This window comes from Bacillus sp. FSL H8-0545 (genome assembly GCF_038006105.1).
GTDB classification, from domain to species: Bacteria; Bacillota; Bacilli; order Bacillales; family Bacillaceae_G; genus Bacillus_A; species Bacillus_A cereus_U.
Genome location: NZ_JBBOUO010000001.1, coordinates 2,282,637 through 2,299,959 on the forward strand (window position 1 = coordinate 2,282,637; position 17,323 = coordinate 2,299,959).

The following is a 17,323-nucleotide window of genomic DNA, read 5'->3' on the forward strand; positions in this document are numbered from 1 at the left end:
TAATGTTCAAAATAGGGGATTTTTCAAAACTTTCTTCGATTAGCATACGTATGTTGAGACATTACGATAAAGTGGAATTATTGCAGCCAGAAAAAGTCGATGAGCAGAGTGGCTATCGATATTATTTAGCAGCCCAATTAAAGAAATAGTAGAGAGTGAAAATATTGAAGTAATAAAATCACAATTTGAAAATCGTAGTGCTCAAATAAAAAAGGAATAGATGATCTCCAAAAACAATTACGTCTCCTCGAAGACTCAATGAAAACGGTGAGAGAGGATGTTATTGAAATGAACTATCATGTTTCATTAAAAGAAATTCCACCTAAAGTGGAATACAGCTTAACAGAACATGGAAAAACAGTAAGCACTGTTTTGGATAGTATGTGTGGTTGGGGAAGAGGACATTTAGAATATATCGATAAAGGTGAACTATAAAATTATTATGTAAACTAATTAGAGTGTGTGAGAATTTATTGTTTTAAAAATTTTTATTTTATAATATATAATTAAATAGTGTTAGAGATTATTAAACATATAATCTTCCAAATGAGGTGAAATTGATAAAGCTCCCTATTGTTCGAAGTAACTAGTTGTTTTGGGATGAAAAATGCGTACCGGATATCAAAAGAGACGTAAGCCCATTTACGAATATATCACCTTTGAGTCTATTTCGGGAATTATCAAAATTAGATATTTAATGCTTTTCTGCAAAGGGGAAATAATAAAATGAATGAATTAGATTATAAGAATTTTTATAATAAAGTGGGACGAGCAAACGGGTGGGACTTCAGTAAGCTGAAATGTGAAACTGTAGGTGACACTTGGGATTTTTATGGCGAAGTGAAAGAAAGATGCAAACCATCACACATTCTACTTGATGTTGGTACAGGTGGAGGAGAAAATGTACTTAACATAGCATCTTCAGCCAAATTATTAATTGGAATAGATAATTCTAATGGCATGATTGAAACAGCACATTCCAACTTAAAAAAAGCAGGTGTACAAAATGTTGAGTTTCTCCAAATGGGTTCTGAAGCTTTAACGTTTCCGCATGCTTATTTTGATATTGCTTCTAGTTGTCATGCACCGTTTATAGCATCTGAATTGGCAAAAGTAATGAAAAAGGGTGCTTTTTTCTTAACTCAACAAGTTTGCGAACATGATAAATTAAATCTCAAAGAAGCATTTGGCAGAGGGCAATGCTTAGGCGAAAGAGAGGGCATTTTAAAAGAAAAATATATGGATGAACTTATTAGTGCAGGATTTGAGCTCGTGCAAGTACGTGAATACGATGTTATCGATTATTACAGTACACCTGAAGATCTCATTTTCTTATTAAAACATACGCCTATTATTCCTAGATTTGGAGAAGAGGAAGAGGATTTTAATATTTTACAAAAGTTTATTGACGCTAATAGTTCTGAAAAAGGGATTCGTACGAATTCAAAAAGGTTTATGATTATTGCTGTTAAATCATAATGTATTTTAGCGTAAAAGCTGATTTTCTTTTAAAGAAAATCGGCTTTTTTGTGTGGAAAAGAATGCAGGGAAAACTTTAAAAAAATAGAAATAAGTTAAGTGTTAATCCAAAAATCAAAATATGGAGGATAATTATTATGAAACGTTACTTTATTAACAATGACCGGATAAATGTACATATTACTGAATGGAGGAATAATGACAAGCCGGTTATCTTTTGTTTACATGGGTTAGGTAGTACGAGTTTAAGTTTTATAGAAATTGCAGAGGAGTTAAAGGAAGAGTATAGAATCATCTCCATTGATGCACCTGGGCATGGTAAAACACCGCTCTTTGAAAGAACAGAAGATTATGAGATGCAGAATTTAGCAAATTGGTTAAATGAAATAATAAATGAACTGAAAATTGGACATTTCTATTTCCTATCACATTCTTGGGGAAGTTTTGTAGCGCTATTTTATTTATTAAATAATCCAGAAAAGGTATTAGGGAGTATTCTCATTGATGGAGGGTACCAAACGAAAAGGCTTCAAGAAGAAACTTTGGAAGAAGAAATCGCTTATTATGAAAAGGACTTTGAAGAGTATGTATTTAATAGTTGGGATGATTTCTTTAAAAGTGAAAAAGAAGTTTATACAAGGTGGTCTCCATTATTAGAACTTGCAGTTAAGGATCTTGGTATAGAAATAAATAATAAAGTATGTTGGCATGCGAGAGGTACAACAGCTGGTAATATCGTAAGAGGCATGCACAAGGATGAAACCATGGATATATATGAGGAGTTACCATCTAATATAATATTACTTCGTGCTACAGTACCCGAAATTTGGGATGAATATAGAGGGAAAACAGCGAGCATTTTTAGTGAGAGAACAAGAGCGACAGTAAAACTAATCCCAAATTCTACCCATCTGTTACATTGGGATTACCCGGAAGTTATAGTAGAAGAAATAAAAAACCATTGGTAATGTCTTTATACAATATAACTTAAAAAGGTTGATTCTTGTAATGTATAAGAATCAACCTTTTTGAAGCGTATGTAATAAAGAAATAACGTATAGAGAGTAAGTAAGATGTTTACTTAAAGTGTTATTTTTTAGCCGGTGTATTTCCCATCGCAATAGAAATTCTATTCCAACTATTAATTTGATTAATAATCAAGACAAGGTCAATATATTGTTTTTCATCATAATGTTCGCATACGCGTTTATATAAGGATTCAGGAACTCTTTTAGTAGGAATAAGTGTAATATGCTCAGCTAGTTCAATAGCGACTTTTTCTTCTGGTGTATAAAAAGTACATTCATCCCAAGTACTTAAGCAATAAATTCTTTGTTCAGTCTCTCCCATTTTTCGCGCATCAGATGTATGTAAATCTATGCAGTAAGCACAGCCATTGATCTGAGAAACTCTAATTTTAATAAGCTCTCTAGTCGTTCGATTAATCGTTGATTGCTTTGTGTATTTTTCCATGTCCATCATAATTTTCATAGCATCAGGTGCAGCATCATAGTAAGTAATTCTTTGAGTCACAATACAACACTCCTTTTAGCTTAAGATATTATTCATTATATCTTGATGTGGTCGTTCATACCAATTATTTGTACTAAAACGCAAACTGCTTGAAGTTAAGATTTTATTGTATTAGCCTATAATGTTAACTTAACTGTTCTAATACAAAAGTAGTAGTTTATTAATTAAAGTTTCAATCTCCAGATGGATTTTTCCTGTTAGTTTTTGAAATACAATACTAATAAATATAATGAATTTGGAGGTTTATTACAATGATTACACACATTTCAGATATTAAACTACAAACTGTTTCTATAGAAGGAGTAAAACAAGTATACGGAGATATACTATCTTTTCCAATAAAAAAAGAAACAGCATCATTTATTCAATTTGAAGTAACACCATACACAACAATTAGCTTTCAAGAAGTGTATGAAGCAATTGCACCTGCGCATTTCGCTTTTGAGATCCCATATTCAAAATTTCATGCAACGGCAAAATGGCTTAAAGAGTCTGGATTACTCATTGTGAAATGGAAAGATGGTCATACAATTGGTGAGGAGAGCGGTCTATTCAATTTATACTTTAAAGATGGTGATGGAAATCTTCTCGAAATTATCGCACATAGTTATGTTAAAGAAGAGGTATTAGCCCCGCATTCACCGTTAAACATTTTATACGTAAGGGAAATTGGTCTTCCGGTTAAAAGTGTACCTGTATTTACGGAATGGTTGAAATCAAATCTAGACATGAAAACGAAGGAAGATGGGGATATTTTCAACTTTGTTATAGGTGGCACTGCATATATCGTTGCAACCTGGTGGCAGCGACCGTGGATTCCAATCGCGATGAAAGCTTTACCACCGAAAGTACATGTTTCATTCGGAACAGCGGATCATGCGTTTTTACAACAAATCCAAAATAACTTTAAGAAAAATGGTGTTCCATTTGAAAGTAAACATACTGAAGTATTGTTTATTCAACAAGGGTATTCATTTTCTGTTTTGCATACACCGGAGTTTCATTCCGATATTCCTAGAAAATTAAACTTACCACTTTCTATATAATTATAGGGAGGGGTAAGTTTTTTTCATTTTCATGAAGAAGGGTTTCAGTATAATTACACTGAATTTATAGAGGACTATAAGGCGTTATTCTAATTTACTGTAAGGAGAGAAATGAATTGAATCTAGGAAATCCGATAGCCAAAGGAAATACGGCTGAAATTTATCTATGTGATAATAAAGTTGTGAAATTGTTTAAAGAATGCCTCCCTAATACAGAATCTCTATACGAAGCACAAAAACAAAAGTATGCATATTCATGTGGTTTACACGTTCCTAAAGTATTTGAAGTTACAGAGATACAAGGTAGACAAGCTATTATTATGGAATATGTAGAAGGGGAAAGTGTTGGTGAGCTTTTGCTTAATAATTTGAGTAAAGCGGAGCATTACATAAGTATATGTGTTAGTGTACAACAAAAAATTCATGCTATATCTGTGAGCTCGGATGAAATAGAACCGATGGAAGAAAGGCTTTATCGTCAAATTAACTCCGTACATGATCTGGATGAAAAACAAAAGGGAAATATATTAAAAAAGTTAGATTCAATCACATTTGAACCTAGATTATGTCATGGTGATTTTCATCCGTTTAATTTAATTATGAGTAATGGTGATGTGAATATTATAGATTGGGTTGATGCTAGTTCAGGTGATATTCGTGCAGATGTGTTTCGGACATACTTATTGTATTCACAGAATTCAGTGGAATTAGCTGAAATGTATTTACATATATATTGCAAAAAAACAGGTCTATTAAGAGATGAAATTTTCCAGTGGGCTCCTATAATTACTGCGGCTAGATTGGCAGAGAATAAATCTCTATAAATAAAAGCTATCTTCATTTCTATATTTTTTCTTGCTAATTCTTTTCGATTTGTCATATACTAAAAAGAGACCAAACGTTTTCTTTTAGGAGGACACTATGCGTAAAGGTGAATTAACAAAAAGAATGATTCTTGATCGTTCCTCTGCCCTGTTTAATGTAAAAGGGTATAGTGGTTCTTCAATTTCTGATATTATGCGAGAGACTGGATTAGAGAAGGGTGGCATCTATCGTCACTTTAAAAATAAAGATGAATTAGCTATTCAAGCCTTCCAGCACGCAACTTCACAAATGGGAGTGCGTTATGTCGAAGAGATAAAAAAAACATCCAATACGTTGGATAAGTTAAAAACTTTTATTTCAGTTTTTACATCTCTCATTCATAATGATCCTCTTCCTGGAGGGTGTCCAATCATGAACGTAACGTTAGAAGCAGATGATTCCCATCCTCTCATGGCAGAACAAGCACAGATAGCGATGAATCAATTACTTGGAATAATTGAAAAGATTATTACGAATGGAATTGAGCAAGGAGAGTTAAAACCAGATACTCAAGCAAAGCAGATTGCTATCATCTGGATTTCTTCTCTTGAAGGAGCACTTGCCTTATCACGTTTATATCAAGATACAGTCTATATTGATGCAGTATCGTCTCAGCTTCTAGCTGAGTTGAAACAAAAAATTACGGCCAAGTGAGCCGTAATTTTTATCGTAAAAAAAGAGACCGTTCAGTTTCTTTTTTTAAGGGGGGTGATCCTGAATAGAAATTCCATGATGGAACTATGAAAAAACGGATGAGAGAAGAATGGTACTTTTACAAAATTGTAAATTGAAAAATGTGTAGAGTATAAAAGATTTTGATCTAGTGTTTTCCAATTTTCTTTTAGGAGTGTGAAAAGCTATATGAGAGAGATTGAAACAATCGTTATTGGTTCTGGACCTGGAGGATATGTTTCTGCAATTAGGGCTTCACAATTAGGACAACAAGTGGCAATTATAGAAAGAGAAAATATTGGCGGCGTATGTGCTAACGTCGGCTGTATCCCATCTAAGGCACTTATTTCTGTAGGTCATCGTTTTGAGGAAACAAAGCATTCAGAAGATATGGGTATTTTTTCTTCTGGTGTAAATGTGGACTTCGCAGAAGTACAAAAATTTAAAAACAACGTTGTAAAAAAATTAGTAGGTGGTGTAGAAAGATTATTAAAAAGTAATAAAGTAGAAGTGATAAAAGGTGAAGCTTATTTCATAGATGCTAACACTATACGAGTAACCAATAAAGATGCAGTTCAAACATATACATGTAAAAATGCAATTATAGCTACTGGATCACGTCCAGTTGAAATTCCAACATTTAAATTTACAAAACGTGTGATTAACTCTACAGGTGCACTTAGTTTAACTGAAGTTCCAAGTAAATTGGTTGTAATCGGTGGTGGTTACATTGGTACTGAATTGGGCTCTGCTTACGCTTCCCTCGGTTCTGTAGTAACAATTATTGAAGGAGGTAAAGATATTTTAACTGGCTTTGATAAACAAATGACTCAAATTGTGAAAGAAGACCTTATAAACAAAGGTGTTACAGTAATAGTAGATGCATCCGCTAAAGGTGTTGAAGAAGTTGAAAATGGTGTAATTGTTACCTGCGAAATTGGTGGTGAAGAAAAGAAAGTTGACGCTGATTACGTATTAATAACAGTTGGTCGTCGCCCTAATACTGAAAATATGGGTTTTGAAAAAATCGGTATTGAGTTTTCTGACCGCGGTTTATTAAAAGTTGATCAACAATGTCGTACTAACCTTCCGAACATTTTTGCTATCGGTGATATTATTACTGGTCCACAGCTTGCACATAAAGCATTTTACGAAGGAAAAGTAGCTGCCGAAGCTATCTCTGGTAAACTATCATTTGTTGATTATTTGGCAATTCCAGCAGTTTGCTTCACAACCCCTGAATTAGCAACGGTCGGTTATACCGAAGAGCGAGCAAAAGCAGAAGGCATGGAAGTAAAAATGGTTCAATCGCCATTTTCAGCAAACGGTCGTGCACTTGTATCAAATGAAGGAAAAGGGTTCTTGAGGCTATTGGTGCGTAGAGAAGATGGTGTATTAGTAGGTGCTCAAATCGTGGGTAATGGTGCATCAGAAATAATTGCCGAAATGGGTTTAGCAATCGAATCAGGCATGACAGTTGAAGATATTGCATTAACACCTCATGCTCATCCAACTCTAAGTGAGGTTGTGATGGAAGCTGCTGAGGCCTTAATTTACAAATTGAAATAGATAGTAATTTATAAAAATTTAATTGTTTCGCCTTTTAGAAATTCTAAATAAAATGAAGATGAAGTCTGAAGCTAGAGGACGGAGTAGATCCTTGTTCAAAAACGACAGTACATTTCAAATGATACATTATGGACAATTAATTGAGTTGTTTTTTACCAAAAAGAGACTGTTCGGTTTCTTTTTTGTTCAATTCATTAGAGATTACAAAGTGAAATCATGAAAAACAAATATGTGAGGAGAATACAAATGAGTCAATTTGTTAATTCAACAATAGAAGGTAAAAACTTTAGTGCTGTTCAAGTAGGAAAATGGGAGGATTTACTTCAATATAAAAATGGAAATCCATTTAAAGCTCCTGGAAAGGTATTTCTTAAAGATGACTTACAATGTACAGGGATGGAAGTTTCACTTAATGTTTTTCCTCCAGGTATTTCAATGTCTTTTTATCATAAGCATAGAGAAAATGAAGAGCTATATATCTTTGTCAAGGGACAAGGGGAATTCAAGATTGATGATGAAATCCTTGAAATCAAAGAGGGCACTGTCATTAGGGTAGCACAAGAAGGGGAAAGAATTTGGCGTAATAATTCAAGTGAACCGCTCTATTTTATCTGTATTCAAGCTAAAGCAGATACTTTGGAAGAAAGCAATATTGAGGATGGCATTAGGTTAAATAAATCTGTTGAATGGCTTGAGAAATAGGGTCCACTGTACGGTTAAATATTGTTTCACTACCTGTATATTGAAGGGTATTCAACTATAGAAAAGTGCCCCGAATTGTTAGACTATATCTAACAATTCGGGGCACTTCATAGGAAGAGAGTTTGTTTTTTGAATGAAACTATTCATATTTACGTAGGAATTGTATATTGGAAAGTATAGTGAACATGTGACAAACTTAGGTAGATGAGAAAATATGAAATTAAAAGATAATGCTGTTATTTAGTAGTTTTATATAATAAACCACAAGAAATATCAAAAGAGAGAAATTGATACCTCTTATAATTTTCGTTGAGGAGTGAAATAAATGAATGAGCATATACAACTTATGATCGATTGGATTGAGGGGAAGTTAAAAAGTGAATTTTCATTAGACGAATTGTCTCATTATATGGGCTATTCTCCTTATTATTGTTCTTTTAAGTTTCATCAAGTAACAGGTATAAGTATTAAGCGTTATATTCTTCTTAGAAGATTGTATTTATCTACTGAGGGTTTAAAGAAGGATAGAAAGATAATTGATATTGCCTTTGATTACGAATACTCCTCGCAAGAAGCGTATAGCCGAGCTTTCAAAAATATTTTTGGAATAAATCCGAGAGAATTTCAACTTAACAAAATGCCTATTCAATCATTTGTTAAACTCAATATAAATAATGGAGGAGAGTTTAAAATGAATATTTCTAGAAAAATAGAGGTTGAGCAGTTACGAAATGTGAGAAGTGAGCTGTTCGATAAAGATATACTTAACATATTAAATGGTCAATTTATGTATGAAGAATTTAAAAATAAAAAATTAATGGGGGAGTCTGATTACGCTCCATTTAATGAAGCGATGTGTGTAAATGCAACTACTGAACAAGTTTTTGATGAAGAGTTTATTAAAACCAGGGCAGAGGGACATAACAATTCAACAGAAAATTATATAAAAAAGGTCATTCATCCGTTAGAAGGTCTTTTTAAGAGTGAGTATAAATGTATCGTTTTATGGTTTGGTGAGGATATGTTTTGCCAAATGAACTTGCTCACATTACTTTCCTACCTTGAGCAGTCCGATTATGAGGGGAAAGTATATTTAAATAGCTTTAGAGAAGATGAATTCAAAGTCAGTCAAACTGAACTGAAGTTAGGTAACTATTGTTCTGTATACAAAGAGGTATTGGTAAATCATGAAAAACCATCTGTTGAATTACTTCCAGTGTTGTATCAGGCTATAAACTTATATTTAGATATGTTAAAAGAAGAGAATGCGGTAGTAAAATTCATCTCCAAAAATAAAGATTTACCAACCAAAGAATTATTAAAAAAGTTGTTTCATCTTTTCCCAACAATCGGATATGGAGACTCCCAATACATAGAACTTATCAATAGAATAAAATGAAATATCATTGGATTAATAGACTAAGAAGATGCACCTAAAAGCATAGGTGCATCTTTTTTAATTATATTTGTTCAATTAATTTCAATTCCTCTTCTACAAATGCCATTAATTCTTTTATTGTCTCACTAGAAAAATCAAAACGAATTCCAGCTGCTTCATATACTTCTGTTAAGGATTTAGAGCTACCTAAAGATAATGCTTTTTTATAATTTTGTAGAGCTTGTTTAGGATTCTCTTTATATTGTTTATACATTTGTAGTGCACCAAGTTGCGCAATTGCATATTCGATATAATAGAATGGTATTTCGAATATGTGTAGCACAGGTAACCAGCCAGTTGCTATCCAATTTTCATAACCTTCAATATTTACCACATTCGATTGGTAAGTGTTATGTAATTCTAAATATTTTCCATTTCTTTCTTTAGCAGTATGATTTGGATTTTCATACATCCAATGTTGGAATTGATCAACGATAAGCATTTGTGGTAAATACTTAACAATATCTTTAAAGAAATCTAATTTTGCTTTTATAAATTCTTCTGTATTCTCATAAAATGTATCCCAATACTCCATCGAAAACAATTCCATTGTCATGCTGGCTAGCTCAGCTGATTCTGAAGGGATTTCTAAATATTTTTGTAGCTTTAGCTGCTTCATACATTCATTATGAATACTATGGCCCATTTCATGGAGGAAAGTAGTAACATCATAATGTGTATGATTGAGATTCATAAAAATAAAAGATAATTGAGAAGCAGGTAAGTGTTCGCAAAATCCTCCAGGTGCTTTTCCTTTACGACTTTCTAAATCTAAGCAATCATTTTTATGCATACGGCTCAATAATGCAGAAAATTCTGGGTCTAGTTTTTGTAAAATATGAGAACTTTTTTCGATTAAATCACTCTCGTCTTCAATGGGTTTTAATACTTTTTGATTTGGTGCGGCTGCTTTTAGATCCCACGGACGAAGTGTATCTACTTGAAGTTCAGCTTTTTTCTCATTAAATATATTATCAATAAGTGGCACAACGTATTTACGAACGGATTCTGCAAGTTCATAGCAATCATCAGCCGTATAATCAAAACGTTCATATTTTTTAAACATATAATCACGATAATTATCTAATTGAATGTTTTTTGCCTTTTGGTGACGGATTGCAATTAATTCATTTAAAATATGTTGTAAATTATTTTCAACAGATAAGAATTTTTCAGAAATGAGCGTTTTTGCTTTTTTTCGTATATCACGATTCGGATTTTGTAAGTAAGACTGTAGTTCAGTAATTGTTTTTTCTTCGCCATCCCATAGTGCAGTCAAACTGCCTGTAATTTCGAAGTACTCGGTTACTAATTTGTCTTCTTTTACTTCTAAATCAATGTTCTTTTCACAAAATAATGTTTGCGCATTTTTTATTTTTTTATCTAGTAAGCTATAAGTTTTTGGATCAAGTTGCATTCGAAATGGTGACTCTAAATATTTATTATCAAAGGAATTTTGATAACGTTTCAAAAGAGGCCTTACATATTGTTGATCATATTCAAACGTATCTTTTATTTCTTTGTTATCTGTATTACATTGAAAGTCAATATAGTGTGATCTCAATTGTTCTTCGATTTCCCATATTAATTTCGACTGTATTTTCAGCCAATTTTCTAAATCTTCTCCTGAAGAAATGGGTTTACTTAATAAAGTAGATAATTCGTTCTCTAGCTCATGTATATTACGGATATCGATCGTATTAGAGTTCTGCATTATTTACCCCTCACTTTTTATTTACTCAAGGAGGTATTCTTCTTTTTCGCTATGATTCCTTTTTTTTCTAGAAAATTTGTGCCTATTACTCCAAGAACAATCATAAGTGTACCGACAATATGATAGTAGGCAATTTGCTCGTGTAAGAATACAACGCCTGCGATAATGGTAATAAGTGTAGATAAGTTGCTAAAAACACTTATTTTGGCTGCTTCAATATAAGATAATGAATAGTTTAATAATAATGCTGTCAGTAAGGAAGATAGTAATCCTAAATATAAAATGGAGATAAGGAATGTTCCATTCGTAAATGGCTTAAAGTATACAGTTATTGTACCTTTGTTCATATGGTCAATGATTGCGATGAAATTAAAACTAATAAAACCGATTGCTGTCATTGTGTATGTTAAATCCATCAGCTTGAATTTCTTTGTCATTTTTCGAGCTAATACATTGTAGCAAGCAGATGATAATGCCGATAATAAAATGAGATTAACACCGATAAAGCTCGTTTCATGAGCCCCTATACCATTCATAACAAATATATAAATGACACCTATGACAGAAATACATACTGATGTTTTTTGCCATGTATTCGTATATTCTTTTAAAAAATAGGAAGCTAGTATCATCGTAAATATAGGGATCGCTGCTTGTATAATTCCAGCTTCAGATGAACTTGTATATACTAAGCCAAATGCTTGGAAAGCAAAGAACAATGCTGGATAAAATATTGCGAGTGGTAAAAGTGTAAGTATGTTTTTAAATGATATATTTAACTTTACAAAACCGAAAATAACCGGAATGGTTGCTGCTATGAAGGCAACTGTAAAACGGTGAGCCAGAGTATCAAGAGGACTCGTAATGGTTAGTGCTAGTTTCACAAACATAAATGAAAACCCAATAATAAATGAATAGAGTAATGCTGATATATATGCTTTTGTTGTATTTTTCATAATTTCACCTCATAGTAGTTGATTTCTTACTGGCCAGTATACGTATATAGTAATCTTTCTGATCTAGTGCTACAATGTGAACAAATACAAACTGTACCGGTACAACTTAAATATTGGGGTGGTAATGATGTATAAGTATTTACATATTTTAAACGATTTAGAAAGTATGATTCAAAATGGTGAGATAAAAGAAGGAAAGAAATTACCGTCTATACGGTCACTCGTCACGCAATATGAATGTAATAAGGCGACTGTAATACGAGCGCTGCATGAATTAGAAAAGCGCCATATTATTTATTCTGTACCTCAAAGTGGATACTACGTTGTTAAGAAATCTGGGAGTTACATAGAAAATAACGAGATGATTGATTTTGCTTCCTCAGCACCAGATCCAGATGTTTTTCCATACTTAGATTTTCAACATTGTATTAATAAGGCAATTGATACATATAAAAATGATTTGTTTGTATACGGAACACCGAAAGGTTTACCATCATTAATTCCAGTCATTCAAAAACAACTGGCAAACTATCAAGTCTTTACAAAAGAAGAAAATATCTTTATTACGTCAGGTGTTCAGCAAGCACTTGTTATATTGACTTCTATACCGTTTCCGAATGGACATAGCACGATTCTAATTGAACAGCCAAGTTACCATTTATATATTGAATATGTAGAAACAAATAACATTCCTGTAATCGGAATTAAGCGTACGCATGAAGGGATAGATTTAAATGAACTAGAGAGGATATTCAGAACAGAAAAAATTAAATTCTTTTATACAACTCCAAGATTTCATCATCCACTTGGAACGTCTTATTCTAAAGATGAGAAAGAAAAAATCGTGCTATTGGCCAAGAAGTATAATGTATTTATAGTGGAAGATGATTATTTAGCAGATTTAGAAACAGATTCAAAAGCAGATCCGTTATATAGCTTACATAATTGTAATCATGTCATATATTTGAAAAGTTACTCGAAGATTATTTTTCCAGGTTTACGAGTCGGTGTGGCGGTTATTCCACCAGCTATTGCAAATGCTTTCCATAAATATAAAAAGATTTTAGACATTGATAGTCCAATGATATCTCAAGCTGCTTTAGAAATTTATATAAAGAGTGGCATGTTCGAACGCCATAAAAATAAAATTAAATCCTCCTATAATAATAGATCAAAAAAACTAGCAGAAACATTAGAAAAAGTGCATAATGAAAACCCACTTTTATTTACATATAAAAAGTATAATACAATAGGAATCCATACTTGTTTAGAAATAGATAAAACCAGTATTTTGGAAATATTTTCACAAAAATTGAGTGATATTCAAATAAATATTGATACTATTGATAAAAATTATCTAAGGGATTTTCCTAAAGAAAGACTGTTAAAGTTAAATGTATCGAATGTAAAAGAAAATCAGATAGAAGAAGGTATACGCAAAGTAATTGAGGAAATCAAACAATCAGAACGTCTAAATTTTCAATTTAAAAAAGAATAATACGAATAAGGAGGTTTGTTGTGAGACACAAATTAATAACCTTGTTTATATGTATTACTATAGTAATTGGAGCGATGGTAGTTACTAAATATTATATAGAAGATGATCAATGCATAGCAGTTGGTATGTATTCAAGAGGTATAATCGTAGATCAAAATAACGAACCTATATCAAATGTGAAAATTTATGAGGATTCAATTGAAAGTAAGGAACGTAGTATTTCAAATGAACAAGGTGAATTTGAAATTACAAATGGCGTTTGTGGTGACATTACGTTACAATTAGTTACTCCAAATAGCGAAATCTATACGAGGAAGTATGAAAGAAAGCATATACCCCAAGTTATAAAGTTGAATTATAAAAATGAAGGTGAATAAAATGAAACCATTACAAGGAAAAGTAGCAGTTGTAGCAGGTGCAACAAGAGGTGCTGGAAGAGGTATTGCGATGATGCTTGGTGAAGCCGGAGCAACTGTATATGTAACAGGAAGAAGTACAAAAGGGAATCTATCCTGTATGGGAAGAACAGAAACGATTGAAGAAACGGCAGAGCTTGTAACAAAGCAAGGCGGAATCGGAATCGCAGTTCGTGTTGATCATACGGTAGAAGAAGATATTAAAGTTTTATTTACAAAGATTCAAGAAGAACAAAATGGACAGCTTGATATTTTAGTAAACGATGTTTGGGGCGGCGATCCTTTAACAGAATGGGAGAAACCTTTCTGGGAACACAACTTACATAACGGACTACTCATGCAACAAAGAGCTGTTCATTCTCATATAATGACAAGCCATTACGGTGTACCATTAATGGTGAAAAATAAAATGGGACTTGTTATTGAAATTACAGATGGAGTCGATTATCAATATCGAGGTAATTTGTACTATAGTTTAGCAAAAGTCTCAACAATTCATTTAGCAGAAGCTATGGCGAAAGATTTAGAACAACACAATATTACAGCTGTCGCAGTTAGTCCAGGATTCCTTCGTTCAGAAGCGATGTTAGATATATTTGGTGTAACAGAGGGGAATTGGCGAGAAGGAGCTAAACAAGACCCTCATTTTATCGCATCAGAAACTCCTTTCTTTGTTGGAAGAGCAGTAGCAGCTTTAGCAAGTGATCCAAATGTTAATGAAAAAACGGGACGAGCGTTAAGTTCATGGGAATTAGGAAGAGAGTATGGATTTACAGATATGGATGGAAGGCGACCAGATTGGGGGAAATATTTCGAAGAAAATGTATTAAAACAAAATTAATATTTTTAGAGCACTCAATAGCTGAGTGCTCTTTTTCTTTATACTGTAAACAAATAATAAAGTCCTCTTAAAAAGAAAATGGTTATTTAAGCATTGGTATAAATGAAATAATGTCAAAAATAAGGTGACAAATCCAACTTACCCAAATACTTTTTGAATTTTTCCATATATAATTTAGTGCTAATCTAGCCGGGATTATAGTTATTAATAACTGCATTGGCACAAAACCATAAGATGGAATGTGCCATAAAGCGAACAACACACTACATATTAATGATGCCGTGCCAAATTTCAATCCTAATTTTTGTAATGCAATAATTATATTAGTGCATAGCAACTCTTCGCCCATTAACATAAAGGGAACACGATATAAAATCATAGAAATACTTATGACTCCAGCAACAGAATTTTTAGTTGCAGGTTCAAAAATGTAGCTGAATATTAAGCTGGAACCCATACCCACGATTATAGTTAAAGGCACACCCAAAAGTAATGTCTTAAACTTAAAATGTTTAAATTGATCTAACGATATTTTCCCTAAAAAATAGTATCCTATAATTCCACATAATGCAACATTCCATAAAGCTTCAAGAATCATTCTTAATACTTCGGGCATATTATCCCCTAAAAATGCGAAGAGTTGATATACAATCCCAGAAATAATTAATAAACCTAAAGCCAAAAGAGATTTTGAATCAATTTTCTTCTCTGTTCCCATAATCCTTGTTTCCACAACAAGCCCTTCTTTCTTATTTTTTGTTAATTATGAATATATAATAGCACATTATTTTCCGAAATAATGGTAATTGAGACGGCATAATAATTTTATTTTTTCAAATCAGTAAGTCCAAGATTAGGAGATTCCTTGCAAGAATCATTTACACCAAAACCTATTATTAATATCGTGATTAAATTAAAGCATTTTGAAAATGGTATGAAATAAAGTAATTATTAAACAAAAATAATAATCGCCCATCAAATTTTTGAGTAGGCGATTATTGTCTTTCTAAGAACAAAATTAAACAACTTTATTATCTCTACACATATATCGCATAAAACATTTTTAAAATTTTATTGAATAAATGGAAAATCATTACCAAATAAATGATATCCTTAAAGTATATTTTTTATTTTGTATAGGAGGGTGATGGAGTCTATGGCGGTACGTATAATCGATGATTTACAACAATTATCTTTGTTACTTATGTTTTTGAGTACATTAATATTTTACAGATACTTAAAGAAGATTAAACGAGAGAGAAAGCTGACTTTTTTCGAATGGACAATGTATTTTGTCACTCAATTCGCGACTTCCATTTGGGCAATTACTTATTTTATTAAATTCTTGTCTGAATCGTAAGTTACATTAAAAGATTTTAGTTTACTAAGTTATTGTTATCTATTAGGGATATAAATATAGTCCGTGTCTAAATCAATGACGACATCGCTCATAATGTCTTCTTGTAATGACTTTGGAATGTTTTCAAAATGATATCGTACACAAAATCAACTTACAAGATCCTCATTAGATAACTCTTCATTTTTTACGTTAAAATATATATTTTTCAACTCACTAATAGAACATTTATGACCCATAACATACTCATTAATTCCATATCCATCAAATTCAATTATCATGTTATCACTGTTGAGTGCTAGCCAACATTATAGCTTTAATTTTGGATGAATCTTTCATATTGATTATTATAGCTTAAAGTTTAGTGTGAATATATTTTTATAAAGTGAGAGGATATCAATGGAACAATATAAAATAGTTTTAGAAGGCTCTAAACAACTGAAGTGGCAAACGGATAAAATTAGGCCATTACAGGATGATGAAATTATCGTTAAAACAGTCGCAGGTGCAATAAGTATTGGGGCAGAGTTACCACAGTATCAAGAATCGGACATTTCAGATGTTAATCCTTTATATCCGAGAGAAACTGGATATGAAAGTTATGGTGAAGTTATTCAAGTTGGTAATAAAGTAACAAATTGGTCTGAAGAGTGTGTGAAATATCATAAAAATCCTTTAATGGGAATACTAGTAACATTCACTATTAAAGGATTGGGCTGTAATGAATATACTTTTTGAAAGTATTATTTTAATCCTCACTGGAATTATTGTTTTAAAATTGACAGGTAGTAAATCTGTTAGCCAAATGACGAGAGCTGAAATTATTATTGTTGTTTCTATAGGTCGTATTATTGTAGAACCTATATTAAGTAGGAAAGTAGTCCCATCTATTTTTGCTGCGTTTATTTTTGCGGGTGTTTTACTTATCATTCATTTTATTGAATTGAAATCACGAAAAGTAGAAAAGTTTCTAAATGGAACTAGCATTATTGTTATAGAAAACGGAGAAGTTTTAAAAAAGAATTTATTACGCGCAAAAATGTCAGAACAACAATTATTTATGCATCTGAGAGAAAAAGGTATACATGAAATCAAGAATTTACAACAAGCAACTGTAGAAACGAATGGACGGATTGGGTATCAACTAACTACTAAGGCACAACCAGTTACTTTGGAAATGTTAGAGAAGCTATTAGAGCAATACAATCTTAAAAAATAGTTTTAGACTGAAAAACGCT

At 32.2% G+C, this 17,323-nt stretch carries 17 protein-coding genes and 3 pseudogenes; 15 read left to right on the plus strand and 5 right to left on the minus strand.

Translation table 11 applies throughout. The features are described 5' to 3' along the window. The first annotated feature begins 2 nt into the window (after nucleotides 1–2). From MHI07_RS29380 to MHI07_RS11945, 3 genes and pseudogenes are all read left to right on the plus strand, one after another. Nucleotides 3–435, plus strand: a pseudogene (locus tag MHI07_RS29380) (MerR family DNA-binding transcriptional regulator). Nucleotides 436–726: 291 nt separating this feature from the next. Beyond that, entirely contained in the window at nucleotides 727–1,479 is a 753-nt protein-coding gene (locus MHI07_RS11940) for a class I SAM-dependent methyltransferase (protein WP_340823941.1), read from the plus strand. A 137-nt stretch (nucleotides 1,480–1,616) separates the two neighbouring features. Then, nucleotides 1,617–2,447 (plus strand): alpha/beta hydrolase, encoded by an 831-nt coding sequence (locus tag MHI07_RS11945; protein ID WP_340823943.1) that lies wholly within the window; start codon nucleotides 1,617–1,619, stop codon nucleotides 2,445–2,447. 121 nt (nucleotides 2,448–2,568) lie between these two features. Here the strand turns inward: MHI07_RS11945 and MHI07_RS11950 are convergent, their stop codons facing one another. Next, entirely contained in the window at nucleotides 2,569–3,012 is a 444-nt protein-coding gene (locus MHI07_RS11950; RefSeq protein WP_002161692.1) for a carboxymuconolactone decarboxylase family protein, read from the minus strand. A 251-nt stretch (nucleotides 3,013–3,263) separates the two neighbouring features. Here MHI07_RS11950 and MHI07_RS11955 point away from each other — a divergent pair, with 251 nt between their 5' ends. From MHI07_RS11955 to MHI07_RS11980, 6 genes are all read left to right on the plus strand, one after another. Next, nucleotides 3,264–4,058: a VOC family protein gene (locus MHI07_RS11955; protein ID WP_340823945.1), complete on the plus strand. Its 795-nt coding sequence runs from the start codon at nucleotides 3,264–3,266 to the stop codon at nucleotides 4,056–4,058. A 116-nt stretch (nucleotides 4,059–4,174) separates the two neighbouring features. After that, nucleotides 4,175–4,882: a phosphotransferase family protein gene (locus MHI07_RS11960; protein ID WP_340823947.1), complete on the plus strand. Its 708-nt coding sequence runs from the start codon at nucleotides 4,175–4,177 to the stop codon at nucleotides 4,880–4,882. 97 nt (nucleotides 4,883–4,979) lie between these two features. Then, complete coding sequence (locus MHI07_RS11965) at nucleotides 4,980–5,576, plus strand: TetR/AcrR family transcriptional regulator (protein ID WP_340823948.1); 597 nt, start codon at nucleotides 4,980–4,982, stop codon at nucleotides 5,574–5,576. 207 nt (nucleotides 5,577–5,783) lie between these two features. Beyond that, nucleotides 5,784–7,163: a dihydrolipoyl dehydrogenase gene (lpdA, locus tag MHI07_RS11970; protein ID WP_340823951.1), complete on the plus strand. Its 1,380-nt coding sequence runs from the start codon at nucleotides 5,784–5,786 to the stop codon at nucleotides 7,161–7,163. A 246-nt stretch (nucleotides 7,164–7,409) separates the two neighbouring features. Continuing rightward, the gene (locus MHI07_RS11975) at nucleotides 7,410–7,865 is read left to right on the plus strand and encodes a cupin domain-containing protein (RefSeq protein WP_002161687.1); all 456 of its coding nucleotides are present in this window, start codon (nucleotides 7,410–7,412) and stop codon (nucleotides 7,863–7,865) included. A 325-nt stretch (nucleotides 7,866–8,190) separates the two neighbouring features. After that, nucleotides 8,191–9,264 carry a helix-turn-helix transcriptional regulator gene (locus tag MHI07_RS11980; protein ID WP_340823955.1) on the plus strand — a complete coding sequence of 358 codons (1,074 nt, stop codon included), beginning with the start codon at nucleotides 8,191–8,193 and terminating at the stop codon, nucleotides 9,262–9,264. Nucleotides 9,265–9,325: 61 nt separating this feature from the next. On the opposite strand, the gene MHI07_RS11985 is transcribed toward MHI07_RS11980, so the two are convergent. Together MHI07_RS11985 and MHI07_RS11990 are read right to left on the minus strand one after the other, a co-directional pair. Continuing rightward, nucleotides 9,326–11,017 carry a M3 family oligoendopeptidase gene (locus MHI07_RS11985; protein WP_088078588.1) on the minus strand — a complete coding sequence of 564 codons (1,692 nt, stop codon included), beginning with the start codon at nucleotides 11,015–11,017 and terminating at the stop codon, nucleotides 9,326–9,328. Nucleotides 11,018–11,034: 17 nt separating this feature from the next. Continuing rightward, nucleotides 11,035–11,973 (minus strand): DMT family transporter, encoded by a 939-nt coding sequence (locus MHI07_RS11990; protein ID WP_340823959.1) that lies wholly within the window; start codon nucleotides 11,971–11,973, stop codon nucleotides 11,035–11,037. A 127-nt stretch (nucleotides 11,974–12,100) separates the two neighbouring features. Between MHI07_RS11990 and MHI07_RS11995 the strand changes: the two genes are divergently transcribed. From MHI07_RS11995 to MHI07_RS12005, 3 genes are read left to right on the plus strand one after another with little or no spacing between them, the layout of a single operon-like run. Beyond that, nucleotides 12,101–13,471 carry an aminotransferase-like domain-containing protein gene (locus tag MHI07_RS11995; protein ID WP_088078590.1) on the plus strand — a complete coding sequence of 457 codons (1,371 nt, stop codon included), beginning with the start codon at nucleotides 12,101–12,103 and terminating at the stop codon, nucleotides 13,469–13,471. Nucleotides 13,472–13,491: 20 nt separating this feature from the next. Beyond that, the gene (locus MHI07_RS12000) at nucleotides 13,492–13,848 is read left to right on the plus strand and encodes a carboxypeptidase regulatory-like domain-containing protein (RefSeq protein WP_088078591.1); all 357 of its coding nucleotides are present in this window, start codon (nucleotides 13,492–13,494) and stop codon (nucleotides 13,846–13,848) included. A gap of 1 nt (nucleotide 13,849) precedes the next feature. Beyond that, nucleotides 13,850–14,728, plus strand: coding sequence for an SDR family oxidoreductase (locus tag MHI07_RS12005; RefSeq protein ID WP_340823964.1), 879 nt, complete (start codon nucleotides 13,850–13,852; stop codon nucleotides 14,726–14,728). Nucleotides 14,729–14,810: 82 nt separating this feature from the next. On the opposite strand, the gene MHI07_RS12010 is transcribed toward MHI07_RS12005, so the two are convergent. Then, nucleotides 14,811–15,461 carry a CPBP family intramembrane glutamic endopeptidase gene (locus tag MHI07_RS12010; protein WP_340823966.1) on the minus strand — a complete coding sequence of 217 codons (651 nt, stop codon included), beginning with the start codon at nucleotides 15,459–15,461 and terminating at the stop codon, nucleotides 14,811–14,813. A 423-nt stretch (nucleotides 15,462–15,884) separates the two neighbouring features. On the opposite strand from MHI07_RS12010, the gene MHI07_RS12015 reads away from it, so the two are divergent. Next, a complete protein-coding gene (locus MHI07_RS12015) occupies nucleotides 15,885–16,088 on the plus strand; it encodes a hypothetical protein (protein ID WP_088078594.1) in 204 nt (67 codons plus the stop codon). 35 nt (nucleotides 16,089–16,123) lie between these two features. On the opposite strand, the pseudogene MHI07_RS12020 reads toward MHI07_RS12015, so the two are convergent. Next, nucleotides 16,124–16,366, minus strand: a pseudogene (locus MHI07_RS12020) (hypothetical protein). A 118-nt stretch (nucleotides 16,367–16,484) separates the two neighbouring features. Here MHI07_RS12020 and MHI07_RS12025 point away from each other — a divergent pair. Continuing rightward, nucleotides 16,485–16,775: pseudogene (locus tag MHI07_RS12025) on the plus strand (hypothetical protein); the annotation flags it as partial. Nucleotides 16,776–16,806: 31 nt separating this feature from the next. Beyond that, nucleotides 16,807–17,304 (plus strand): DUF421 domain-containing protein, encoded by a 498-nt coding sequence (locus tag MHI07_RS12030; protein ID WP_144507301.1) that lies wholly within the window; start codon nucleotides 16,807–16,809, stop codon nucleotides 17,302–17,304. The last annotated feature ends 19 nt before the right edge of the window (nucleotides 17,305–17,323 follow it).